Genomic DNA, 22254 nt, shown 5'->3' on the forward strand with positions numbered 1-22254 from the left:
CGACTTTTGACCGATTTCGATTGTGTTTTGTTGAATCTAGCCTAGGGTTAATGGTTGGGCCAATCCCTAGTGATGGCATTGTCTTTGTTACCAAATTTGTCTTTTTTGCTGTCACAAGATTGCCAACAAGCCTTGGCAAACTGTGAAGGCTCTCGTTTCGACCGTAGTGTGTCTAGCAAGAGTTTTAGGGCGCGCTACTCCCGTTAGTGCAAGCTAAGTAAAGGAATATTCAATGGACAAGACGCAAAGCTCCCAAGGTAAATGCCCCGTGATGCATGGGGCGAATTCAGCGGTCGCCAGCAACAATATGGACTGGTGGCCTAAGGCACTTAATCTCGATATTTTGCACCAGCACGATAAGAAGACGGATCCTATGGATCCTAAGTTTAACTATCGCGATGCCTTCAACAGCTTAGATCTCGCCGCGGTGAAGCGCGACCTCAATGCTTTAATGACCGACAGCCAAGATTGGTGGCCCGCCGATTGGGGACACTATGGCGGCCTGATGATCCGTATGGCATGGCACTCGGCCGGGACCTACAGAGTTGCCGATGGCCGTGGCGGCGCGGGAACGGGCAATCAACGCTTTGCGCCACTCAATAGCTGGCCCGATAACGCCAACTTGGACAAGGCGCGTCGTCTACTCTGGCCGATTAAGAAAAAATACGGCAACAAACTCTCATGGGCGGATTTAATGATCCTCGCGGGCAATGTGGCCTACGAGTCTATGGGTTTAAAAACCTATGGATTCGCCGGTGGCCGAGAGGATATCTGGCACCCAGAGAAGGACATTTATTGGGGCTCTGAGAAGCAATGGCTAGCGCCGACGGAAAATCCCAACAGTCGTTACTCTGGCGAGCGCGACCTTGAAAACCCCTTGGCCGCCGTGATGATGGGGTTGATTTATGTGAATCCTGAAGGAGTCGATGGCAAACCCGATCCCCTGCGTACCGCCCAAGATGTGCGTGTCACCTTTGCGCGAATGGCGATGAATGATGAAGAAACCGTGGCCTTAACCGCCGGCGGCCATACTGTGGGTAAATGCCATGGTAATGGTAAGGCGCAGGATCTTGGCCCCGAGCCTGAGGGCGAAGAACTTGAGGCCCAAGGTTTGGGCTGGCTCAATAAAAAAGGCCCAGGCACGGGCGCGAATGCTGTGACCAGTGGCCTCGAAGGCGCTTGGACAACTCATCCCACCCAGTGGGATAACGGTTATTTTCACCTACTGTTAAATTACGATTGGGAATTGAAAAAAAGTCCAGCGGGCGCCTCACAGTGGGAACCGATTAATATCAAAGAGGAAGATAAAGTCGTTTCTGTGGGCGATCCGAATCGCAAGTTTAATCCCATCATGACAGATGCGGATATGGCGATGAAGATGGATCCTGAGTATCGCAAAATCTCCGAGAAGTTTTATCAAGACCCCGCCTATTTCTCCGAGGTGTTTGCCCGCGCTTGGTTTAAGTTGACCCACCGCGACCTCGGGCCTAAGAGTCGCTACTTGGGGCCAGAAGTGCCGAATGAGGATTTGCTTTGGCAAGACCCGATCCCAAGTGTCGATTATCGCTTAGATGCCAGTGAGATTGTCGACCTGAAGGCGAAATTATTAGCCTCGGGACTTAGCGTATCCGAGTTAGTTGCAACGGCATGGGACAGTGCGCGCACCTTCCGAGGCTCGGATTTCCGTGGTGGCGCCAATGGCGCGCGGATCCGCTTAGAACCGCAAAAGGATTGGCAGGCGAACGAACCCGAGCGGCTGCAAAAGGTGCTTAAAGTATTGACTGAGTTGCAGGCAGGCCTGAGTAAAAAAGTGAGCATCGCCGACTTAATTGTGCTGGGCGGCGCCGCTGCGATTGAAAAGGCCGCCCACGCTGCGGGAGTCAAAATCACAGTGCCCTTTATCCCCGGCCGTGGCGATGCGACGCAGGAAATGACAGATGTGGAATCCTTTGCCGTGCTTGAACCCTTGCACGATGCGTATCGTAACTGGCAGAAAAAGGATTATGTGGTTCAGCCCGAGGAGATGATGCTCGATCGCACTCAATTGATGGGGTTAACCGCCCATGAGATGACGGTGCTGATTGGGGGAATGCGGGTGTTAGGCACTAACTATGGCGGCACGCGTCACGGTGTGTTTACCGACAAAGTGGGTGTGTTAACCAATGATTTCTTTGTGAATCTCACCGACATGGCCTACAACTGGAAGCCGGCGGGCAGCAATCTTTATGAGATAGTCGAGCGTCAAACTGGCGCAGTGAAGTGGACCGCGACCCGCGTCGATCTGGTGTTTGGGTCTAACTCGATTTTGCGCTCCTATGCCGAGGTGTATGCGCAGGATGATGCCAAAGAGAAGTTTGTGTATGACTTTGTGGCCGCTTGGACTAAGGTGATGAATGCCGATAGGTTTGACCTTGCCTAATCACTAGCGCTTAAGTTTAGCGTGAACATAAAAGGTGCAGCTTGGGCTACACCTTTTTTATGTCTACTTACCAACAAATCAGAGAATTAATGGCCCACGCGGTCAATCACTTGGATAAGCTCCATACGGATACTGTCCGGTGTTTGGCTATGCCAGAACCCGGCTAAATATGCGCCCAGTGGTAGGGCGAAGAGTGCCAATAATAACAATACTAACAAGTCCTTATGGCTAACTCTGTGGCCCGATTTAAGGCCAAAAGCGAGCGCCGCCGATTTAGGGCAAGCGGCCACACAGCGCATACAGGCTTGGCATTCGTCGCTGCGCACCGTGGTTTTGGTGTGCACTATGATGTTGGCTGGGCAGGCGCGGGTACATTTATCGCATTTCATACCTTTGGCTTCGATCAGACAATGCTGAGTATCACGACGGATCTTGAGTGGGCTGGCAAAACTTAACAGTCCGAGCATGGCGCCATAGGGACACAAGTAGCGGCAAAATCCTTGGCGACGCCATGCGGCTAAGGCGAGGATAAGCGCAAAGCAGGCTAAGGTGATGAGGCCAGGCGTGACAAAAAACAGCGCCATCTTAAGATCGGCAATCTTGTGGTAGTTGCCCTGCAGATAATAGGGAATCGACTCGCTAGGCATTCCGATGACGATGTAAAAAAGCGCAAGGAGTAATAGGTACTTAAGCATCCGCAGTGGCCAGTCTAACCATGCCGGTGGCGCAAGTTCTGCTTTGATAAAGCGTTTGCGCAAGGCGTAGAGGTATTCGCCGGCAAGTCCTAATGGGCAGGCCCAGCCACAAAAGGCGCGTTTGCAGAGTAAGCCCGTGAGCAGCACGGCGAAGAGCATGACGGCTGCGGCGGGGTGTGTTTGGTCCCACAGGTTGAGCGCCAAAATGGCTTTTAGCTCAATTCCGCCCGCGATAGGCAAGAAGGCGTCGGCGACATCGGGGCGCATCAACCAAGGCACTATGCCTTGTTTAAGCTGGATGGCATTAATGCAGTATTGGATGGCGACGATAAACAGCGAGAGCGCGAGCAGATGCTGACAGCCTTCTCGCAGGGTGTTGATTTTTATCTCGCCCTTTAATTCCTCAGGGGCGAACTTGTTGGCTATCAGACACAGCGGCAAGGCAATGGCGAGGGCGATCGCCAAAGGCCAGTAGAGGCTAATCGCTACGGCGCCAACACTTAAGAGTAAGGTGGCAACGGCGCCCCATTTTTTACCGCTCCAATAACTTAAGGATGCGATATACATCAGGGCCAACATCAGGGTAAGAGATTCAATAAAAGTCATGTTAATACTGCAAATAGAATACACGTATTCCATCTGAGTGGCTTTCGTTGGATAAGTTTTTGAGCCTAAAGCGAAATTGTGCGGCAGATCCGATATTTACAGTATGCCGTGGTAAAAGCGAGTGATAGCTCACAAAGCCGACACAGCCCCATATAGACCGAGTCGATTTTGTGGAGTAGGCGATGGCTATTGCTTCGATATATCGTGTTAGTTTATGCCTTCCTGTATCTCTAATAGATTGATTTCACTGGATTGCACATTGTTACGTCCCTGATGTTTAGCGCGATACAGGGCATCGTCCGCGAGCTTGATGGCATGCTCTAGGGGATGGGCAAAATCAACGGCCGCCACCCCAAGACTCAGGGTGACAGTAAACACTTCTTGCGTCTCGGCCATAAAGCTTAGCTCAGCAACGGCGCTGCGAATGCGTTCGGCGCACTGGTGTGCCTCGGCGAGGGACACGTCATGCAGCAGCATAATAAATTCTTCGCCGCCGTAGCGCGCCACTATGTCGCATTTACGCGCATGCTGTTTGAGGGTGGTGGCAATATCGATAATGACCTGATCGCCCATCAGATGGCCGTAATTATCGTTGACCCGTTTGAACAGGTCGATATCACAGATAATCACCGCCATGGGTTGTTGTGTCACGCTCGCCTGCATATAGATCCGCTGCGCTTCTTTGTGGAAATGACGGCGATTAAATAAATGGGTGAGCGAATCGGTAGCCGCTTGATATTTAAGCTCTTCCTGCGACGCTTTAATTTCTTCGAGCAGACGGATGCGATAGGCGATGATAAGTGCAAGCACTAGTGCTTCTAGCATAATGCCCACGCCGACACCGTGGCTTGAGAGATAGCTAAACTCGGCGCGGCCTTTGTAAAACATCACCGCAAGACCACTAAAACCGACGAAAAGACAATGACCGAGGAGAAAGTATTTCGCGATGGGATGTCGTTTTATCACCAGCGAAATCGTGACCGAGAGGGTGGTTAACATCATCAAGGCTGCCAGGCTGCTGGAATAGCGCAGCGCACCAACGATATCCACCACGCCGTAACAAAATTCGGCCACTAACAGGGCGAGCACAAACACGAGAGCGTAATGCTCGAAGCGATAATGTTGCCGAGTCTCGAAAATATCCATCATAAATAAAATCAAAAAGATGGGCATGGTCATCAGGGTAAGGTGCCAATACAGGCTGGCTGAGCCGTAAAACGCGAATACTTCGGCGACCAGCCCATAGGAGAGGGCAATCCAGATCCCGCCTGAGATTAAGTAACAGGCGTAAAACAAATTGTCCCGCTGGCGGGAATACATAAATAACAATAGGTTGTAGATAATCAGCGCCAGCAGCATACCCACCATCACGGCGATATCGGTAAAACTGCCGAGCAATGCTCGTTGGGATTGTTCCTTGTTGTATAAATCGATAGAAAACCATTGGTGTGAAAAGGACACGCTTTCGACGTATAGGGTTTTCTTTTGCAGTGGCGCGAGTGTGACCTCAAATACCGCCGCACCGCCATAGAGCCAGCCATAGGTGCTAGGGTCGTCGAGGTCGAGTATTCGGCGCTGCGTCTCCTGTCCATCGACTGTTTCATAGAGTCCAACCTGGCGATTGTGATAGGCGTAGGGATGGTGCAGATACAGGGTTTGTGGGCTATTGCTGGTATTAACTAAGGGGATCTTTGCCCAGGTTTTGATGGCGGCTGTGCCAAGAGATACGCGATTGCTGGAGTCGATAAAGGTTTGTTGCGTGACTTCAGTAAAGGGCATGTTCTCCGAGGTATCGACAAAATAGCTCATCGGAAAGTCGGTGAGACTGGTCGTATTATCCTGCCAGGATATCTCTGCCGTTGCGGCCTTGGTCGTGAATGTCACGCAGATGAGCAGCAATGCTCCCAATGTGAGTAAACCCATCCATGTCGCTCGGCCCATACAGATTCTCTTGATTAACGTTGAGCTAACAAGTATGCCATAAAGTATCAATAGCGTACTGAGAATGAAAAAAAATCAGCGAGATTAGGGGATTTTATCGAGTTAAATAAAGCGGAAGAGATGGCGCTGAATAAGAATGGCAGTCGTGGCAAAGCAAGCGGCAAACAGTAGATGTCGTGAAAGGTTAAAGAGAGTATCGACCTTGCCAGCCTTTGAGGCTGACAAGGCAAGATGACGGCGAGCGTTAACCTTTAGAGTTTTCGAGGGCCTCGATAAACTTGGTCGACTCGTTGATCGATTTGTTCATCTCTTTGATTAGGCCTGAAATATCCGTCTGCAAACTCGCAAATTCCCCTTTAATCGCGCCAATCGCTTGAGCATTCAAGTTATGCTTTAAATACAGCATATTGTCTTTCATGGCGGTGAGGATGGGTGGCATTTTAGATTCGGCGCGGCGCATGGTTTTCATCAGTTGCTCGTAGGAACGGCGGGTTTCCTTGAGCTTGGTTTCACTGTTGCGGCGCAGGCTGGCTTTGCTGATCTCGCCGATTTCGGCTTGCCACTCATCGAAGAGCGCCTCGGCGACATCTTCGACTTTATTGATGCGATTGCTTACGTCATCGGCGGCACTTTGGGCTGACTCGTATTCATCTTTGGCCTTGTTATAGGCCTTTTCGAGGTTGCCACCATCGTGGTTGAGCAGGGCTTGCATCTCCTCGAGTGCTGAGCTGAACTCTTTTTGGGCATCCTCTTGGGATTCTTTTGCGGCCTTCACTCTGTCGACCATAATGTCGCGCTTGTGGTAGCCCACTTTTTCCATGGCGCCGTAATAGGCGCTCTGGCAGCCCGTCAGCAATAGCGTTGCCGCCATCAGGCTAGAGGTGATCAATCTTTTCATTGGGTATTCCGTCACTGAGTCAGATGAAGTTAGTCGGCCTTAAAACGCGCCGCATCGATAATGCTCCAGAGGTGAAAGATAGCACCTATTACCGCAGGGACCACTAACCACCAGAGGGCATAGCCAACCACAGTGACCACGAAAAACAGCAATGCAGCCATAATTCGTCCCTGTACCAGTTGACCTAGGCCGGGAAAGAACAGACTGGCGATAGCGGCGATAACGTTGCCCGCAGATCCTTGTTGTGACATCAATTCACTCCTTAGACTTGTAAATTAAGTGTTTATTGTACGAAGATAACGAGTCAATACCAACAGAATCAAGAGAAACCCGTGACTAAGAAGATAGAACTGGCACAAATTCAAGTCTTATTCCTCGGGATCTGGCGCTTCCTGCTGCATTTACGTCAGCGTTTAGTGGAAGATCAAATCAATATTCGCGCCGGCCACTTGGCCTATGTCACCCTGTTATCCCTTGTGCCTATGGTAGCTGTGACTATGTCCATGCTGTCGGCTTTCCCTGTGTTTAAGGGGATCCGTGGCCAAATCGAAGCCTTCGTTTACGAGAATTTTCTGCCCGCGGCGGGCGATACGGTACAAGTCTATATCAATGAATTTGTTGGCAATGCCTCTAAGGGTACGGCCGTGGGGATCGCCGCTCTCGTGGTTGTAGCGATTATGTTGATCTCTGCCATAGATAAGTCGCTGAATAATATCTGGCGAACTAAGGAAAAGCGTTCTGTGGTCGTGGCCTTTTCCATGTATTGGATGGTGATTACCTTGGGCCCTGTGCTGGTGGGCGCAAGCTTAGTGGCGACCTCCTATGTAGTGTCGTTAAAACTGTTTGAGGGCGATACCTTATCTGGGGTTATGCCGCTATTTATCGAACGTTTGCCTATGCTGTTTTCGGTGGCAGCGTTCTTACTGCTCTATATGGTGGTGCCGAATCAGAAGGTGAAGTTTTGGCATGCACTATTAGGTGCTGTTGTGGCGGCCTTGCTATTCGAGCTGGGAAAAAAAGGTTTTGCCCTGTATGTGACTAAATTCCCAAGTTATGAGGCCATTTACGGCGCATTGGCGACCATCCCTATTCTGTTCGTTTGGGTCTATTTATCTTGGATGATAGTGCTGCTTGGCGCCGAAATTACCGCCGCCATGCCCGAGTATTTGGACTATGAGTCCAGCAGCGATATTAATGAAACCAATCTCGATGGTGAGCCTTTAGCGGTGCAGGATACACCCACCGTGGAGCCAGAAACCATATCTGCCCAATCAAGCCAAGAGGTTGATACGACGGGTGAACGTGCCGCAAACGCGCCGCAATCGACTACACTGGATAAGCCGTAGCTAAGTTGTCATCCACCAAGACATTCAACGAACCTTATCCCGCCTATGATCACTGATGCCCATCAGCTTGCCCCTTTTATCCGCCGTGATTGGTTGATGGTGGGCAATGGGCAGCAGCTGCATCTGGCTCAATATGGTAATCCGCAGGGTATTCCGCTGCTGTATTTGCATGGCGGCCCAGGGGCGGGTGCTTCGGTCAGTGAACTGAGTTTATTTAACCCCGAGCACTACTGGATTTTACTGTTAGATCAACGTGGTGCGGGACAATCACTGCCTACTGGCGAGTTAGAGCATAATCATTTAAATGGACTTATCAGCGATATTGAGGCGATTCGCATTCACTTAGGCATAGAGCGTTGGTGCCTCGCGGGGGGCTCATTTGGCGCCACCTTAGCCTTAATTTACAGTGGTTTATTTCCCCATCGAGTGATTGCCCAAGTGCTGTGGGCTGTGTTTATTCCCTCAAAGGCGGGTATTGAATGGCTCTATGCACCCTCGGGCGCTGCGAAGTTATATCCGCAGGCTTACTGTGAATTTGCTGCACCTTCTATTGGTTTGGCGGATTTATTTACGTACTACCAGCTAGGATTGAACGCCCAAGATGAAGCAACCCGTCATGAATTTGCCCGTCGCTGGATCCAATGGGAATTAACCTTAGCGGGCGTACCAACAGGCTTGCCGAAGCGGCTTGCTGCGCCGCTATTGGCCTTGGCTCAAATCGAGCTGCACTATGCAAAAAACGATTACTTCAATATGTTCAGCGTATTACAGCGGGTGACATCGCAAGTAACAGCGCGTACCCTGCTATTACAAGGCACGCAGGATGCTGTCTGTCCGGCACGTTTATTAGCCGCATTTTTGGCAAAAATCGACAACCCTAGGATACAAATTCATACCATTGTCGATGGTGGGCATTCGCTGAATAGTGACATACTCTCACTTGCCGTCACACTCGAGATCCAAGCCATGTGGACTTGGATAAAGCGACAGGAGCTAGCATGAAATTAGCCGTTATTATTGCCGCCGTTTTGGGATTAACTGCCTGCGCGGCCACCTCATCTCCTACCCCAGAGTCTCAATCCTCATCTTCTGTGGTCGAGTCCACTGAGGCGCGCGCTCCTGTGGCGCCTAAAGTGGTGCAATTGGCGGGTATGACCAACGAGGCCGCCGCCGATACCTTGTATCAGGCCTTAATCAATGCCAACTATTTAGCCACCAAAGTTGGGGCAGATAAGGTTGCGGTGCAATTTGGCAATAATGACTTTATGCTCGAACCCAGCATGAATGCAGCGGGGATTGACCGTATTCTGATGAACCGTTTTTATGCGGTGCATCCGCAGTTGCAGGCTAATCCTGAACTGCCAGCGGTGATTGGTGAGCTGAATGCCAAGCTCAATTTTGCTAAATTCGTGCTGCGTGAGCAGGGCGCAGTGATCCAAATCCAAGGCACAGTGACCTTTGCCGATAAGGTTGAAATCGAGGAACTTCGCCGCTTTATGCTGTGGACCGATGGCGGTTTAGCGGAAATTGCCCAGTCATTGCCCGAAGGTGTGGAGCAGTATCTGCGTCCTATTCCCTTGATGCCCCTCGTTAAGTCTTAATTTAAAGGAAAAGTTGTGATCGCGTTAATTCAAAGAGTGAGCCGCGCCAGCGTGGTGGTGGACAATCAAACCATAGGTGCAATCGATAAGGGCTTGTTAGTTTTACTTGGGGTTGAGCGGGAAGATAACCGCGAGAAGATGCAAAAATTAGCCACTAAGGTGATGAGTTATCGAGTGTTTTCCGATGAGAATGGCAAGATGAATCTCAACTTGACTCAGGCGGGTGGCTCGCTTTTAGTGGTGTCGCAGTTTACCTTGGCCGCCGACACTGGTCGTGGTCTGCGCCCGAGCTTTTCGGGGGCGGGTACTCCTGAGCAAGCGCTTGGTCTGTATGAAGACTTTGTCGCCTTTTGCCGTGTGCAGGGGGTAACGACTGAAACGGGGCAATTTGGTGCCGACATGAAGGTCGAGCTAATCAACGATGGCCCTGTGACCTTCAATTTGCAGGTATAACCCCAAGACAGTGTGCCAACGGCAGTAAGAATATGAACATGGATGAATTATTAAACCAATTGCGCCAAACCTGGCACAGCACCATTCCCGTTAGCGAGTTTATGCAGATAGCGCCAGTTTCCTTTGTCGAAGGGGAGCTGCACGTGAGTGCGCCACTGGCGCCGAATATCAATCTGCATAACACTATGTTTGCGGGCAGCATTTATACCATTATGACCCTGACGGGTTGGGGCATGGTGTGGCTGCAACAGCAACTTCAACAGGTGGATGGCGACATAGTATTAGCCGATGCCCATATCCGCTACATGGCGCCCGTGACCTGTGCGCCCGAGGTCAAAGTGCGTTGGCCTGAAACGGATTTAAGCCCGCTGCAACGGGGGCGCAAAGCCAAAGTCAAACTCGAAGTACAACTCTTTTGTGACGGAAAACTCTGTGCCCAATTCGATGGCTTGTATGTCAGTGTGCCTAAAATGTAAAACCTTTCTAAAAAATCGAAATTAATCTCAAATTTTATCCGCTTTTTTTCTTTTTTATGGGCTAATAAACTAAGCCCATAGAGTCGAGAGCAAGTTGAAAGACTCTCAAGAATTTCAATTTTCGGAGCAGATTATGTCTAAAGTCCTAGTGTTAAAATCCAGTATTCTTGGCGGTTATTCACAATCTGCCTTGTTAGTTGACCACCTTATCGGTAAATGGGAAGACCAAGGCGCGACCATCACAGTTCGCGATTTAGCGGGTAAAGATGTGTTGCCAATGGTTGATGGTGAAATTGCCTCTGGCCTACGTGGCGGTGCTGAGTTAACCGCACGTCAGCAAGAGATGCTCGACTTGTCTAACGCCTTAGTTGAAGAGTTAAAAGCGAACGACACTATCGTGATCACCGCGCCTATGTACAACTTCAACATTCCAACCCAGCTGAAAAACTGGATTGATTTTGTGGCCCGTGCAGGTGTGACTTTCACTTATACCGAAAACGGCCCTAAAGGCTTAGTAGAAGGTAAACGCGCTGTGTTGATCACCACTCGTGGTGGCGCCCATAAAGATGGTCCAACGGATCACATTGTGCCTTTCTTAAAAACCTTCCTCGGCTTTATCGGTATCACCGACGTGGAAGTAGTTTATGGCGAAGCGCTGAATATGGGTCCAGAAGCCAACCAAAAAGGTATCAGCGAAGCGAAACAAAGCCTCGATGCGTTAACCGTTTAATCGTCAAGATTATAAAAAATGCCAGCGTAAATGCTGGCATTTTTGTTTCTACAGCAAGCGATTATTCGCACAGCTTGCAACCGAGGGACATAGCGCTGGTTTCGATATAGCGCACCTTAGTGCTGGCTTGGCCACGGTTGCGGCTCACGCTGTAGCGGGCTTCGCGAACCACTTTGGGTTGAGGCAGTTGTTCATCGCTAGTTGGGCGTGGGCACTTTGTTGTCATCCGCACCTCCTCACGCATAGTTGGCTTGCTTGGCTTAGGTTTTAGCTTGGCTGGCAGCAGACTAAATCTTTTAGCGAGCCACCGTTAACCACACATTCAAAACCATTGGCCCTTAAAATATCGCAACCCTTTTGGGCACGAATGCCTGCGCCGCAGTAAAGCACAAAGGGATGCTGTTTATTTTCAACCTGATGTAACCATTGGTCTAGCGTAGGCAGCGGCACGTTGATGGCCTGAGGCAAATGACCCGAGGCAAACTCCTCCGGTGAGCGCACATCGATAACGCGCGCACCTTGATCAATCAATTGCCAACACTTTTCACCGTTGCTACTACCAGATAATTTAGCCAGTAAAGATTGAAACATAGCTTTGCCTCTATGATTAGAAAATTTTCAATAAGTTTATTCTAATGAATTGGCGGGCGCAAGCAACAATCTGTTGGGCGCTTGGCTTGTCGGTGCTACTCGGTGGCAGGCAGTTCCCTGTGATAGTGGATAAGATCATGAAACACCACGGGTAGATCGCTTAAGTTACGGTAACCATGGGGTTTATCGGCGGCAAAGCGCACGGCTTCACCCTGCTGTAATGGCTGCCACTGACCATCGACTAACACTTCCATGTTGCCGCTCAGCACGATCACATGCTCGGTCACACCCGCCTCATGGGGCTCGGAGAGGCGTTCATAGTGGGGCAATAGGGTGAGTTCAAACATCTCAAAACCAAAACGTGGCTCAAAGGGAAATAGCGACGCCACTAACATGCCATCGGTTGCAGGCTTTTGACGTAATGCATCGGCGTTACGAAAGACGGCGCCTTGGCTCTCGGGCGTTGGCTCCAAAAAGGTCGAGAGTGAGGTATTAAAACCGCTGGCGATTTTCCACAGGGTGGCAATGGTGGGGCTGGATTCGCCGCGCTCAATCTGGCCTATCATGGCTTTACTTACGCCTGTCTCGAGTGCCGCTTTATCTAGGCTCCAACCCTTTTGGCTGCGCAGTTGTTTTAGGGTCGCGGCAAGATAACTGTTGATGGTCTGCATTAGGTTCTGACGCTTAAAAAATTATTTGTACGTTATAACGCACAAGTGCTATCTTGTCCATATTGTGCGTTATAGCGCACGAAGAGTGGTTCGATGATCAAAACAAAGGTAGGCAGAGGAGTAGGGATGATGTGGCGCGAGGCTTTGGGACTATCAAAAATATCGGCAGGCTTTATTGCCGTGCTGGTGGGCTACAGCAGTTCGGCGGTGATTATCCTGCAGGCGGCGGACGCCGTTGGCGCGACATCGGCACAGATGAGTTCATGGCTGTGGGCCTTAGGTGTCGGCATGGGGCTCACCAGTATTGGCCTGTCTCTCTACTATAAAAATCCGGTGCTTACGGCATGGTCGACACCTGGGGCGGCGCTGATGGTCAGCAGCCTTGCGGGATTAAGTATCCACGAAGCCGTTGGTGCCTTCCTGATTAGCTCTTTGTTGATCACCCTCTGCGGCTTGGCAGGCTGGATGGATAAGCTTATTCGCATTATGCCACCCTCGGTGGCGGCGGCCATGTTAGCGGGGGTTTTATTGCAGTTTGGCTTAGGGTTATTTCAAGCCATGCAGACTCAGCTGAGTCTAATCCTCTTGATGTTATTGGTATTTGTTGTGCTTAAGCCCTGGGCGCCGCGCTACATTATGTTGCTTACCCTCGTTGCTGGGATAGGGATGAGTTATCAATTGGGTTTATTGCAACTCGATAAGCTTGAGCTGCAATTCGCCGCCCCCGTATGGATAGCGCCTACGTTTTCTATCGCTAGCGTGGTGGGCGTGGCGCTGCCCTTATTTGTGGTGACTATGGCTTCGCAGAATATGCCTGGAGTGGCCGCGCTCTACGGCCATGGTTATCGCCCGCCTATCTCGCCATTAATTACCGTGACGGGTCTGATGGGCGTATTGTTTGCACCCTTTGGTGGCTTTGCTTTTAACTTATCCGCCATTACGGCGGCCATTTGCATGGGAAAAGAGGCGGACCCTAACCCCGCAACTCGTTATTGGGCAGCGGTGTGGGGCGGAGTATTTTATTTGATAACAGGTCTACTCGGCGCAACTGTGGTGGGGCTCTTCGCAGCATTTCCGAAGGAGCTGGTGCTGGCGATTGCAGGATTAGCCCTGCTTGGCACCATAGGTAACAGTCTGACCGCTGCGCTCGCGGATAACGACGGGCGAGAAGTGGCTGTGATTACATTTCTCGTCACCGCCTCGGGTGTGAGTATATTGGGGATCGGCAGTGCCTTCTGGGGATTATTACTCGGATTTTTAATGCATTACTGGCACAAGCATCGCGTCTTAACCACAGCTAAACAGGCAAAAGCTTAGCTGTGGTTAGGTCTAGGCTGCGGTTCGCCACCTTAGTGGATTGATGTATGTTGAGGCCTAGAGCTTTTTGGTCATAAACAGGCTATTGGGGTCGAGCACGTAATCGGCAAAGGGGCCGCACAGCTCGAAGCCAAATTTGGCATACAGGTTACGGGCAGGTTGGAAAAAGGCCATTGAGCCCGTTTCTAAACTGAGGCGCTGCACGCCTGCGGCTTTGGCATCATTGATCAAGTGCTGCAATACCTTAGAAGCAATCCCCTGTTGTTTGTAGGTGGCGGCGGTACGCATCGATTTGATCTCCGCATGCTCGGCATCTAACCATTTTAGTGCACCGCAGCCCGCCAGATTTCGGCCATCCCACAGTGTCCAAAAGCGAATATTGGGTTGGCGCAGGCCATCCAAGTCTAATGCGTGCACACTCTCCGGCGGCGAGGTTGCCCGCATATCCTCGAGGTGTTCAGTTAAAAGTGCTGCAATTTCAGGCCCTTTTAGATCATCTAGTATTATTTTCATTGTTGCTCTCAAGATTAAAATTCCCTGTGTTGTCGCTTAACCATCATAGCGTTATCACGTTTCGTTGTTTTAAGAGGTAAAACGCCGCGGTGGATAAGCAAAGGGTAGGCCAATATTTAGGGAAGAGGTTGGTATCAGTCTTGATAGCAAGAGAAATAACTTACTGTTTTATTTTGCTTTCTTTTCTATGGTTCAGGTAAATGCTAGAAAAGTCGCCTCTAGATCTTTCCCAACTTAGTTTGGATTTTTAGATGAAATCAAAGTCGTGGGGCTTCACCCCACACCTGACCAAGGAGAACTGCTCGTCCTATCCTCCTTGGATGCTCCAAGACGCCCCTAACGGAGTTGAAAGCCCCTTGTGCTCATAGCCAAATTTGCTATCGCTTCCGAAGGATGCGTCCCTGCACCTGCGAAAGCTAGCTCGCCATCCATGGCGAGACTCACGCAATTTGCCTATTCGCCCTGCGGCAACTCCGAGGGGATGGTGTACTCCTTTGATTTCAGTGTTATTTGAGCGTCAAATATCATATAAAGAGAAACTAATTAGGAGATATTGATTGGCAGTAACATTGAGCCGAAAAGTATACAAAATATGGAATAAAAACTCATGAACGACTCTACATCTTCACTAGCTTTTTCAACCTGTGCTTACAGGCAAATTCGAGAGAAGCAGGCTGATGCGTTTACGAAGTACTTGGATACTCGAAGTGATGAAAAAGCATATGTAGCGAATCTTAACGGCGCGTGGGGTACGGGGAAGACCTTCTTTGTCGATAATTGGTGTCGTAAACTTGGGGAGCAAAGATATGTTGCGATCAAAATCGACGCATGGGAATCTGATTATCTAAACGATCCACTTGCTCTTGTCACCGCTGAACTCTTGACTAAATTAAAATGTCAGAGTGGGATAATAGATTTCTCGGAAACTGAAAGTAAAATATTCAATGCTGGCTGGAAGTTAGCAAAAAACTTTTTACCAGTGATCACCATGGCTTTAGGTAAACATTTTCTAGGTAGTGAGTTTGGAGATCTACTTAAAGAAATTGGTGTGGCAGTTAAAGATTCGGCTAATGATAAAAGTGTATCAAAGAATCGTTTAGGCGAGTTTGGGGCTGAGATATTTTCAATGCATAACAAGCATAAAGAGTTCGCCGTTGAGTTTAAAACGGAGTTGTCTAATTTAATAGATCAAGTTTGTGAACTGTCTAATAAAAATAAAGTTTATATTTTTATTGATGAATTAGACCGATGTAGACCTACATATGCTATTGAAATGCTTGAGGTGATAAAGCATTTGTTTGATATTCCTAAGTTGGTTTTCGTGATGTCTACAGATACTAAACAGCTGGAGTGTTCAATTAAGGCTGTTTACGGTTAACAGTTTGATTCAGAGGAATATTTAAGTCGATTTTTTCAAAGGCGATTAACTTTATCTGAGCCAAACTATTTGGATTTTATCAAGGCAAACGATTTCTTCTCCATAATAGAGTTTGATCCTGTAATAATGTATCCAGCAGTAACTAAAGATGTTGCTTATGAAATAGTAGCACTGTTTTGTGCTTTTCATCGGGTTTCATTACGAAGAATGGAACAACTTTGCGCTAGATTAGATGCAGCTTTAGTTAATTTACCATCAAACACAGCTTTTTCATTTATAGAGCTCGTTGGGAGTGTTTTTAGTTATGAACTTTATCCAAAGTTCAAGTTGAATTATTCGACTATGTATCGTTCTGGTAAACATAATTGGTCTGGATGTGAGCTTGAAATAAGTTATATTGGCGATCCCAATGGAGATAATGCTCAAAAGGCTCTGGAACACTACACTTCAGTTTGGAATAGTATGGTTTATGTTAGGGAGCATGCTTATCAACCTAGTCATCTTTATCAAATTGAACAGGGTTTTCGTAATAACTTAAACAGCTTAATAAGTAGGTTTGATAATTTTGTGAAATGCGAGCATCTGGAAAATTTTATTTGTTTGCATCGGAGTAATAAGGCTGGTTTTGAAATCTCTACTGAAAAATTAATCCGAAAGATGAAAGATAATAGTAGTGTAAAAATTTTAACCGGAAGTGAGTTTGAGCAATATCTTCATCTGTTTAATGATTTCTCATAATTAAAATATAATAAACCTCACACCGTTTAATATATTAGCCTTTAGTTATGATTGTTCTACTTTCAGATTATTAATGTGATTCTAGTCTTTTAAGCTTTCAGATGTTGTCTGTGCTCGAAAGGCAAACCATGGTGATTGGCGAGACGACCGTCTGCCCCATGGACGGGGCGGTCGAGCATCCAGGGATGGACTTGCTGCGTGTCGTCGAGCCTGTACCATGGTTGGTCTCACTCCGTGGCGTGTCGTCGAGTCAGTATTATGGTTGGCTTCACTCCGTGGCGTGTCGTCGAGTCATTACCATGGCTGGTTTCACTCTGTGGCGTGTCGTCGAGTCAGTACCATGGTTTGCCTACAAAAGAGATCAAAAAGCCGAGATGATTCTCGGCTTTTTGTTAACGCTTTTGCTCATCCAAAGATGATTAGTAGTACTTCTTCAGATAGCTTTCGGCGTAGCTTTTCAGCTTTTTGTTTGGGTTGTTGTTGGCAATATTTTCAATCACTTCGCGGTATTGCGTATTACCCGATGCGGCGAGGGCCTTGGCCATATTGGCGTAGGTGTCGATGGCTAACTTGTCGTTGCTCATTAGGCGTGGATTTTTCAGCTCAACGCTAAGGCGCTCTAATAGAAAATCATCGTAGTTTTGATCGTCCATTATGCGTTTAGCGGCGAGGCGCATCAGCTCTAAATCATCGCTTTTCAAGGCGTTGGCAAAGGCATTGTTCTTAGGGCTTTGCTCGGCCACATATTGGCTGTTATCCGCTAAAATGGCGTTCCACTTTTTGTATTGCGCAAGATTTTCAAGGGCTTGTGATGCGTATTTCTTTAGCTTCTTATGGTAGCTGCCATTGACTATATTGCTGATGGTCGCGCTGTATTTGTCATTACCCGAGTAAGCTAAGCCTTTGACTAACCAAGCGCTGTAGTCGATGGCATTTTTCTCGGTGGCGAGGGGCAGGGATTCGAGCAGTTTGGCCTCTAACACATCGTAAATGGCGGGATCGGATAATCCGGCAATCGTCAGGGCTTCGATGGCTTGTTTTTGCTTAAATTGATTGTCGCCTTTAAAAATTTCTTGATAGGTTTCAACCGTATATTCCTGTGCCCATACGGGTGAGCCCAGTAAGCTAATGCCGAGTAAAATGCTTGCTACTAATGGTTTCATTGATATGTCCTTATGTCGTTTTCCAGCGTTTAAAAATCAGTGAGGTGTTGATGCCGCCAAAGGCGAAGTTATTACTCATCACATAGTCAGTGTCGAGTGTACGTGGCTCGCCGCGAATGTAATCGAGTGCTGCACATTCTGGGTCGATATTGTCGAGATTAAGCGTGGGGGCAAACCAGCCCGCATTCATCATTTCGATACTGACCCAAGCCTCTAACGCACCGCAGGCACCTAAGGTATGGCCTGTGTAGCTTTTCAGGGATGAAATCGGCATATCCGCACCAAATACTGCATGGGTCGCATGGGTTTCGGCAACGTCACCGCGATCGGTGGCAGTGCCATGGGCATTCACATAACCAATGGCATCTGGCGTGAGCGCCGCATCCTTAAGGGCTAAACGAATGGCGATTTCCATAGTATCGCTATTGGGCTGAGTCACATGCTGACCATCGGAATTAGTGCCAAAACCGACGATCTCGGCGTAAATTTTCGCGCCGCGCGCTAAGGCATGCTCTAACTCTTCGAGCACTAGTGTACAAGCGCCTTCGCCAATCACTAAACCGTCGCGATTGGCATCGAAGGGGCGAGGCGTTAGCTCTGGCGTGGCATTTTTGGTGCTGGTGGCAAACAGGGTGTCGAATACTACCGCCTCGGTGGGGCAGAGTTCTTCACCGCCACCCGCGAGCATTAAGGTCTGCTGACCGTATTTGATGGCTTCATAGGCATAGCCTATGCCTTGGCTACCCGAAGTACAGGCGCTGCTGGTGGTATGAATGCGTCCCTTAAGGCCAAAGAAAACCCCCACGTTTACCGCAGTGGTGTGAGCCATCATGCGGATATAACTGGTGGCGGTGACGCCCGACATATCGCCATGTTTGAGCATATCGCCAAAGGCAATTAGCGGATCGGTACTGCCGGTGGAAGAACCATAGGCAATCCCCATTTCCCCCGAGGTGACGATAGGATTGTCCAAGAGTCCAGCATCCATCAGCGCAAGTTCGCTGGCGCGAGTCGCCATAATCGAGACGCGTCCCATGGAGCGGATCTTTTTGCGGGAATAGTGGCTCGGCACCTCAAAGTCAGTAACTGGGGCGGCTAAGCGGGTGTTCAGCCCGTCGTATTTATCCCATTCCGCCATCGTCACGACACAGTTTTTTTGTGCCTTAAGGCTGCTTGCGATACTCGGCCAGTCATGGCCAAGGGCGCTGATACCACCGATACCGGTAACGACGACTCGTCTGCCTAGGGGATTGTGCTGCGTCATTTAGATCATGCCTCCATTCACCGAAATCACTTGGCGCGTGATATAGGCAGCATCGTCCGACATTAAAAAGGCGGCTAAGGCGGCGATTTCATTCGGTTTACCCATGCGGCGCATCGGCACTAACTGCTCGACCATATCCTTAGGAATATCCGCCACCATATCGGTTTCGATTAAACCTGGGGCGATACAGTTGACGGTGATCTTACGTTTTGCCAGCTCTAAGGACAGCGCCTTAGTGGCACCAATCAATCCCGCCTTAGAGGCGCTGTAATTGACCTGACCACGGTTGCCCGCAATGCCTGACACTGAGGCTAGAGTGATGATACGGCCACCCTTGCGGCCTTGTACCATAGGCATTACGCAGGGGTGAATCACATTGTAAAAACCGTCGAGGTTAGTGTGGATCACGCTGTCCCACTCGGCTTCGCTCATCGCTGGGAAGGCATTGTCACGGTTGATGCCCGCATTGAGTATCACACCATAATAAGCACCATTGGCCTCAATATCGGCCTCAATGGCGGCTTTTACCGCGGCGCGGTCGGCAACATCAAACTTTAACAGGCTAACATTCACCCCAAGGGCGCTAAGCTCTGCGGCGCTGTCATCAGCGGCGGCTTGATTACTGTGGTAATGCAGTGCGATATCGTATCCCGCCGCAGCCAGTTTAAGGGCGATGGCTTTGCCAATACCGCGGCTCGAACCTGTGACTAATACTCTGTTATTCATCTTTATTTCTCCACCCGTGATGCTTGATGATGAGTTGTTTATGCATCAAAGGGCTAAATCCTTTTGTAGTGCGACTGACGTTGCGTCGGTTTAAAGCTTGGCGCTTGTGAGCGCTAATTCTGGCGTTAAGCCTGACTGGAGGCGATATACGCTTGGGTGTCCTGGGGTTGGAACACGTTCACATTGGCCTCGGCCACGAGTTGTGGTGTTTGCTCCGCTCCCGCCTCAGGCAACAGATAAATCTGGCAATCGAATACGGCCAGTCCCGACTCTTCTTGATAGAGGCGTTTAACCCGAGTGCGGTAGCGGCGATTGAGTTCGTACTGCGCTGTGTGCAAGGCTAATTTACGCGATCCCAATAAAAAACCCACTCGGATTTTATCGTGGCGCAGTTTGGCCTCAACGCCGGCGAGGGCAGCGATGCTCTGCGCCATGTATTCGATACCCACATAATTGGGGACTGCCTGACGTTGCTCGTCAAAATAAGCACTCAGAGGAGTGATCTGCACTTCGGTTTCGAGCGCATCCTGCTGATGGCGAATAATTTTATCAATCAAGATCATCGGCGCGCGGTGCGGAATAAAATCGGCAATATTCTGCTTGGCTAATTGTTGCAGCCACATCGGCTCGGTGGGTGCCATTGCAGTGTCAGTAGAACTGGACATAAATCTTAAGCCCCTTTACGGCAAAAAATCAGGCTGGCATTGCTGCCGCCAAAGGCGAAGGAGTTGCTCATCACATAGTTCAGCCTGCCATGCTCGGCACATTGCTTGGGCGCGACTAAGGCTATGTTGGGATCCTGTGGATCTTGCTGCCCATCAAACCTGTGGGGAGGTAGGGCAAGATGGTGATTATGGGGTGAGAGCAGTAAATAACAAAATGCGGCTTCAATCGCGCCCGCGGCACCTAAGGTATGGCCGACCAGCGGTTTTGTTGAGCTTGCGGGTGGCGGCGTGTCGCCAAATACCGAGGCTACGGCGCGGCTTTCCATCGCATCATTTTTAGGCGTTGCTGTGCCATGTAAGTTTATATAATCAATCTGTTGTGCCGATATTTGTGCATCATCAAGCGCGGCTTGCATGGCGGCAATCGCTCCCGCACCTTCGGGATGCGGCGCCGACATATGGTGCGCATCGCTCGACTCGCCAATGCCTGCAAGCAATACATTCGCTTGCGCTGCACCGAGCGTTTCGTTTTCCGCTAAGGTCAGAGTAAACAGCGCGGCGCCTTCACCGATATTGATGCCATCGCGATTGGCGCTGAAGGGATTGCAATGTCCCTTGGAAACCGATTCCAAGGCGTGAAACCCGTTGACTGTCAGTTGGCACAGGCTGTCGATACCGCCGACGATCACCATATCGCACAGCTTGGCCTCGAGCAGGCGTTTGGCGCTGGCAAATACCTTGGCGCTGGAGGAGCAGGCGGTCGAAATGGTGTAGCAGGGACCTTGGAGCTCAAATAACTGGCGTAGAAAATCGCTGGTGCTACCGAGTTCCTGCTGGAAGTAATGGTAATCGGCGGGGAAGTGGCCGTGTTGATTGCGATAGGCCAAGGCGGCTTCGCCCTTCGAAATCCCCGAGGTGCTGGTGCCTAAGACCACGCCGATGCGGTCGGCGCCAAAGTTACCTTTGGCTTGCTCTACGGCATCGCGAATTTGCAGTGCGGCAGCAAGGAGTAACTGATTATTGCGACAATCGAATTGCGCCAACGCGGCAGGAATCGTCGGTAACGACTCAGTGACTGGCGCAACCAGTGTCGACTCCCCAAATAGCAGAGTATCACTGGTTTGCATGGCACTGGTATCGCCTGCAATCAAGCGGGCTAACACCTGCTCGGGCGTTTGCCCTAACGGGGTACACAATCCAATTTGTGTAATGGCGACTCTGTTGTTCATTGCTGCTTGCTATACCTATGGCCTTTGATGTGAGCAAGACTAAAGGCTCATATCAATTGGCTGTTAACGGGTGCCTATGGCATTGTCAAAAGACGATTAAATGGGTTGTATCTCTAACTCAAACTTTGCCTGTGGCATGGTCAAATTAATATGTGCCTGCCAGAGGGCATCGTCGGTCTGTTGCTGATAACGAATTTGTATCACTTGAGTCTGGCTATCGCTGTGACTGATCAGCGTATCTTGGCTATAAAACTGGCGACAGGGAAGAGTGTCACACAGCCCCGTCACTAACTCGCCGCCCTCTAAATGGCTTTTAATACTCTGCTCCGGCCAATAGATGAGTTGCATCATCGCCATCAGGTATTCGGCTTTAAACTCATCCCCTAGCAAGAGACTCTGTTCACTGCTGAGTGTATTCCCATCGTAAACCAAGGTAAACAATGCCTGCCCAAGGGGCGCGAGCCCGACCAGCGTCATCCGTTCCCCTTCGAGTTCGAGCTGGGTGAGTAGCTCGTGGGTGTTATCGCCCACCTTAATACTCACCTTCTGACTAAAGGACTGGGGCGAGGATACCCCAGCTTTGCTGTCACCTTGCTGACTATTGCCTTGAGTTTTAGGGTCATTCGCCTGCGGCTTATTGAGCGGTTTATTCGTTGCAGGGCCAAAATCATGGGGCAGTGGCGCTAAGCAGTAACGCATATCTTTCGCCAAACCAACACAGGTTTGCCGATAGAGCAGCTCGCTGCATCCCATCAAACCAAGGCTGATAAGGAGCAGGGAAAAGGTTGCTATCGCCTTGGAGTGACCTTTGGCGTTAAGGCTTAAGCGCATCGA

Annotated in this window: 24 protein-coding genes; 10 read left to right on the top strand and 14 right to left on the bottom strand. The window is 49.6% G+C overall.

The annotated features are described in order from the left end of the window. Positions 1-232 precede the first annotated feature (232 nt). Positions 233-2419: a catalase/peroxidase HPI gene (katG, locus tag K0H59_RS01535; protein ID WP_220054443.1), complete on the top strand. Its 2187-nt coding sequence runs from the start codon at positions 233-235 to the stop codon at positions 2417-2419. Positions 2420-2505: 86 nt separating this feature from the next. Here katG and K0H59_RS01540 read toward each other — a convergent pair whose 3' ends face one another. From K0H59_RS01540 to K0H59_RS01555, 4 genes are all read right to left on the bottom strand, one after another. Then, entirely contained in the window at positions 2506-3720 is a 1215-nt protein-coding gene (locus K0H59_RS01540) for a 4Fe-4S binding protein (RefSeq protein WP_220054444.1), read from the bottom strand. 207 nt (positions 3721-3927) lie between these two features. Continuing rightward, positions 3928-5661 (bottom strand): GGDEF domain-containing protein, encoded by a 1734-nt coding sequence (locus K0H59_RS01545; RefSeq protein WP_220054445.1) that lies wholly within the window; start codon positions 5659-5661, stop codon positions 3928-3930. A gap of 244 nt (positions 5662-5905) precedes the next feature. Next, complete coding sequence (locus K0H59_RS01550) at positions 5906-6559, bottom strand: DUF2959 domain-containing protein (RefSeq protein ID WP_088212583.1); 654 nt, start codon at positions 6557-6559, stop codon at positions 5906-5908. Between the two features lie 29 nt (positions 6560-6588). Next, entirely contained in the window at positions 6589-6810 is a 222-nt protein-coding gene (locus tag K0H59_RS01555; RefSeq protein WP_088212584.1) for a hypothetical protein, read from the bottom strand. 81 nt (positions 6811-6891) lie between these two features. On the opposite strand from K0H59_RS01555, the gene K0H59_RS01560 reads away from it, so the two are divergent. The 6 genes from K0H59_RS01560 (at position 6892) to azoR (ending at position 11165) form a co-directional block, all read left to right on the top strand. Continuing rightward, entirely contained in the window at positions 6892-7905 is a 1014-nt protein-coding gene (locus K0H59_RS01560) for a virulence factor BrkB family protein (protein WP_220054446.1), read from the top strand. 45 nt (positions 7906-7950) lie between these two features. Beyond that, positions 7951-8907 carry an alpha/beta fold hydrolase gene (locus K0H59_RS01565; protein ID WP_220054447.1) on the top strand — a complete coding sequence of 319 codons (957 nt, stop codon included), beginning with the start codon at positions 7951-7953 and terminating at the stop codon, positions 8905-8907. Beyond that, positions 8904-9506, top strand: coding sequence for a hypothetical protein (locus K0H59_RS01570; RefSeq protein ID WP_220054448.1), 603 nt, complete (start codon positions 8904-8906; stop codon positions 9504-9506). Before K0H59_RS01565 ends, K0H59_RS01570 begins: the two co-directional genes overlap by 4 nt. 15 nt (positions 9507-9521) lie before the next feature. Beyond that, entirely contained in the window at positions 9522-9959 is a 438-nt protein-coding gene (gene dtd / locus K0H59_RS01575; RefSeq protein ID WP_220054449.1) for a D-aminoacyl-tRNA deacylase, read from the top strand. Positions 9960-9997: 38 nt separating this feature from the next. After that, positions 9998-10435, top strand: coding sequence for a thioesterase domain-containing protein (locus K0H59_RS01580; RefSeq protein ID WP_220054450.1), 438 nt, complete (start codon positions 9998-10000; stop codon positions 10433-10435). A 133-nt stretch (positions 10436-10568) separates the two neighbouring features. Beyond that, complete coding sequence (gene azoR / locus K0H59_RS01585) at positions 10569-11165, top strand: FMN-dependent NADH-azoreductase (RefSeq protein WP_011715548.1); 597 nt, start codon at positions 10569-10571, stop codon at positions 11163-11165. 61 nt (positions 11166-11226) lie between these two features. Here the strand turns inward: azoR and K0H59_RS01590 are convergent, their stop codons facing one another. The 3 genes from K0H59_RS01590 to K0H59_RS01600 all read right to left on the bottom strand — a co-directional run bounded on the left by K0H59_RS01590 (position 11227) and on the right by K0H59_RS01600 (position 12427). Continuing rightward, positions 11227-11391, bottom strand: coding sequence for a hypothetical protein (locus K0H59_RS01590; RefSeq protein WP_258405877.1), 165 nt, complete (start codon positions 11389-11391; stop codon positions 11227-11229). A 41-nt stretch (positions 11392-11432) separates the two neighbouring features. Next, positions 11433-11756, bottom strand: coding sequence for a rhodanese-like domain-containing protein (locus K0H59_RS01595; protein ID WP_011627458.1), 324 nt, complete (start codon positions 11754-11756; stop codon positions 11433-11435). Positions 11757-11851: 95 nt separating this feature from the next. Beyond that, positions 11852-12427: a helix-turn-helix domain-containing protein gene (locus K0H59_RS01600; RefSeq protein ID WP_220054452.1), complete on the bottom strand. Its 576-nt coding sequence runs from the start codon at positions 12425-12427 to the stop codon at positions 11852-11854. 129 nt (positions 12428-12556) lie between these two features. Between K0H59_RS01600 and K0H59_RS01605 the strand changes: the two genes are divergently transcribed. Then, on the top strand, positions 12557-13744 hold the full coding sequence (locus K0H59_RS01605; protein WP_220055539.1) for a benzoate/H(+) symporter BenE family transporter: 1188 nt from the start codon (positions 12557-12559) through the stop codon (positions 13742-13744). Between the two features lie 57 nt (positions 13745-13801). Here K0H59_RS01605 and K0H59_RS01610 read toward each other — a convergent pair whose 3' ends face one another. After that, entirely contained in the window at positions 13802-14257 is a 456-nt protein-coding gene (locus K0H59_RS01610) for a GNAT family N-acetyltransferase (protein WP_011715552.1), read from the bottom strand. Between the two features lie 607 nt (positions 14258-14864). On the opposite strand from K0H59_RS01610, the gene K0H59_RS01615 reads away from it, so the two are divergent. Continuing rightward, positions 14865-15635, top strand: a complete 771-nt coding sequence (locus K0H59_RS01615) for a P-loop NTPase fold protein (RefSeq protein ID WP_220054453.1) — start codon at positions 14865-14867, stop codon at positions 15633-15635. Between the two features lie 69 nt (positions 15636-15704). Continuing rightward, complete coding sequence (locus K0H59_RS01620; RefSeq protein WP_220054454.1) at positions 15705-16373, top strand: hypothetical protein; 669 nt, start codon at positions 15705-15707, stop codon at positions 16371-16373. Positions 16374-16792: 419 nt separating this feature from the next. On the opposite strand, the gene K0H59_RS01625 is transcribed toward K0H59_RS01620, so the two are convergent. The 6 genes from K0H59_RS01625 to K0H59_RS01650 form a co-directional block, all read right to left on the bottom strand. Further along, entirely contained in the window at positions 16793-17536 is a 744-nt protein-coding gene (locus K0H59_RS01625) for a hypothetical protein (protein ID WP_011715556.1), read from the bottom strand. Between the two features lie 10 nt (positions 17537-17546). Beyond that, positions 17547-18800 carry a beta-ketoacyl-ACP synthase gene (locus K0H59_RS01630; RefSeq protein WP_220054455.1) on the bottom strand — a complete coding sequence of 418 codons (1254 nt, stop codon included), beginning with the start codon at positions 18798-18800 and terminating at the stop codon, positions 17547-17549. Then, complete coding sequence (locus K0H59_RS01635; RefSeq protein ID WP_220054456.1) at positions 18801-19526, bottom strand: 3-ketoacyl-ACP reductase FabG2; 726 nt, start codon at positions 19524-19526, stop codon at positions 18801-18803. 125 nt (positions 19527-19651) lie between these two features. Then, positions 19652-20191, bottom strand: coding sequence for a hotdog family protein (locus K0H59_RS01640; RefSeq protein WP_220054457.1), 540 nt, complete (start codon positions 20189-20191; stop codon positions 19652-19654). 5 nt (positions 20192-20196) lie between these two features. Continuing rightward, a complete protein-coding gene (locus tag K0H59_RS01645) occupies positions 20197-21420 on the bottom strand; it encodes a beta-ketoacyl-[acyl-carrier-protein] synthase family protein (RefSeq protein ID WP_088212599.1) in 1224 nt (407 codons plus the stop codon). A gap of 96 nt (positions 21421-21516) precedes the next feature. Then, complete coding sequence (locus K0H59_RS01650) at positions 21517-22251, bottom strand: DUF3261 domain-containing protein (protein WP_220054458.1); 735 nt, start codon at positions 22249-22251, stop codon at positions 21517-21519. Positions 22252-22254 lie beyond the last annotated feature (3 nt).

Source organism: Shewanella sp. FJAT-51649 (assembly GCF_019457435.1).
Lineage (GTDB): Bacteria > Pseudomonadota > Gammaproteobacteria > Enterobacterales > Shewanellaceae > Shewanella > Shewanella mangrovisoli.

Excerpts from the sequence above, each read along its gene's own strand:
- K0H59_RS01635 (WP_220054456.1), bottom strand. The coding sequence starts at position 19,526 with ATGAATAACAGAGTATTAGTCACAGGTTCGAGCCGCGGTATTGGCAAA.
- K0H59_RS01570 (WP_220054448.1), top strand. The coding sequence starts at position 8,904 with ATGAAATTAGCCGTTATTATTGCCGCCGTTTTGGGATTAACTGCCTGC.
- K0H59_RS01630 (WP_220054455.1), bottom strand. The coding sequence starts at position 18,800 with ATGACGCAGCACAATCCCCTAGGCAGACGAGTCGTCGTTACCGGTATC.
- K0H59_RS01650 (WP_220054458.1), bottom strand. The coding sequence starts at position 22,251 with ATGCGCTTAAGCCTTAACGCCAAAGGTCACTCCAAGGCGATAGCAACC.
- K0H59_RS01550 (WP_088212583.1), bottom strand. The coding sequence starts at position 6,559 with ATGAAAAGATTGATCACCTCTAGCCTGATGGCGGCAACGCTATTGCTG.
- K0H59_RS01615 (WP_220054453.1), top strand. The coding sequence starts at position 14,865 with ATGAACGACTCTACATCTTCACTAGCTTTTTCAACCTGTGCTTACAGG.
- K0H59_RS01590 (WP_258405877.1), bottom strand. The coding sequence starts at position 11,391 with ATGACAACAAAGTGCCCACGCCCAACTAGCGATGAACAACTGCCTCAA.
- katG (WP_220054443.1), top strand. The coding sequence starts at position 233 with ATGGACAAGACGCAAAGCTCCCAAGGTAAATGCCCCGTGATGCATGGG.
- K0H59_RS01625 (WP_011715556.1), bottom strand. The coding sequence starts at position 17,536 with ATGAAACCATTAGTAGCAAGCATTTTACTCGGCATTAGCTTACTGGGC.
- K0H59_RS01610 (WP_011715552.1), bottom strand. The coding sequence starts at position 14,257 with ATGAAAATAATACTAGATGATCTAAAAGGGCCTGAAATTGCAGCACTT.
- K0H59_RS01580 (WP_220054450.1), top strand. The coding sequence starts at position 9,998 with ATGGATGAATTATTAAACCAATTGCGCCAAACCTGGCACAGCACCATT.
- K0H59_RS01555 (WP_088212584.1), bottom strand. The coding sequence starts at position 6,810 with ATGTCACAACAAGGATCTGCGGGCAACGTTATCGCCGCTATCGCCAGT.
- K0H59_RS01645 (WP_088212599.1), bottom strand. The coding sequence starts at position 21,420 with ATGAACAACAGAGTCGCCATTACACAAATTGGATTGTGTACCCCGTTA.
- K0H59_RS01595 (WP_011627458.1), bottom strand. The coding sequence starts at position 11,756 with ATGTTTCAATCTTTACTGGCTAAATTATCTGGTAGTAGCAACGGTGAA.
- K0H59_RS01545 (WP_220054445.1), bottom strand. The coding sequence starts at position 5,661 with ATGGGCCGAGCGACATGGATGGGTTTACTCACATTGGGAGCATTGCTG.
- K0H59_RS01540 (WP_220054444.1), bottom strand. The coding sequence starts at position 3,720 with ATGACTTTTATTGAATCTCTTACCCTGATGTTGGCCCTGATGTATATC.
- K0H59_RS01605 (WP_220055539.1), top strand. The coding sequence starts at position 12,557 with ATGTGGCGCGAGGCTTTGGGACTATCAAAAATATCGGCAGGCTTTATT.
- K0H59_RS01565 (WP_220054447.1), top strand. The coding sequence starts at position 7,951 with ATGATCACTGATGCCCATCAGCTTGCCCCTTTTATCCGCCGTGATTGG.
- azoR (WP_011715548.1), top strand. The coding sequence starts at position 10,569 with ATGTCTAAAGTCCTAGTGTTAAAATCCAGTATTCTTGGCGGTTATTCA.
- K0H59_RS01600 (WP_220054452.1), bottom strand. The coding sequence starts at position 12,427 with ATGCAGACCATCAACAGTTATCTTGCCGCGACCCTAAAACAACTGCGC.
- K0H59_RS01640 (WP_220054457.1), bottom strand. The coding sequence starts at position 20,191 with ATGTCCAGTTCTACTGACACTGCAATGGCACCCACCGAGCCGATGTGG.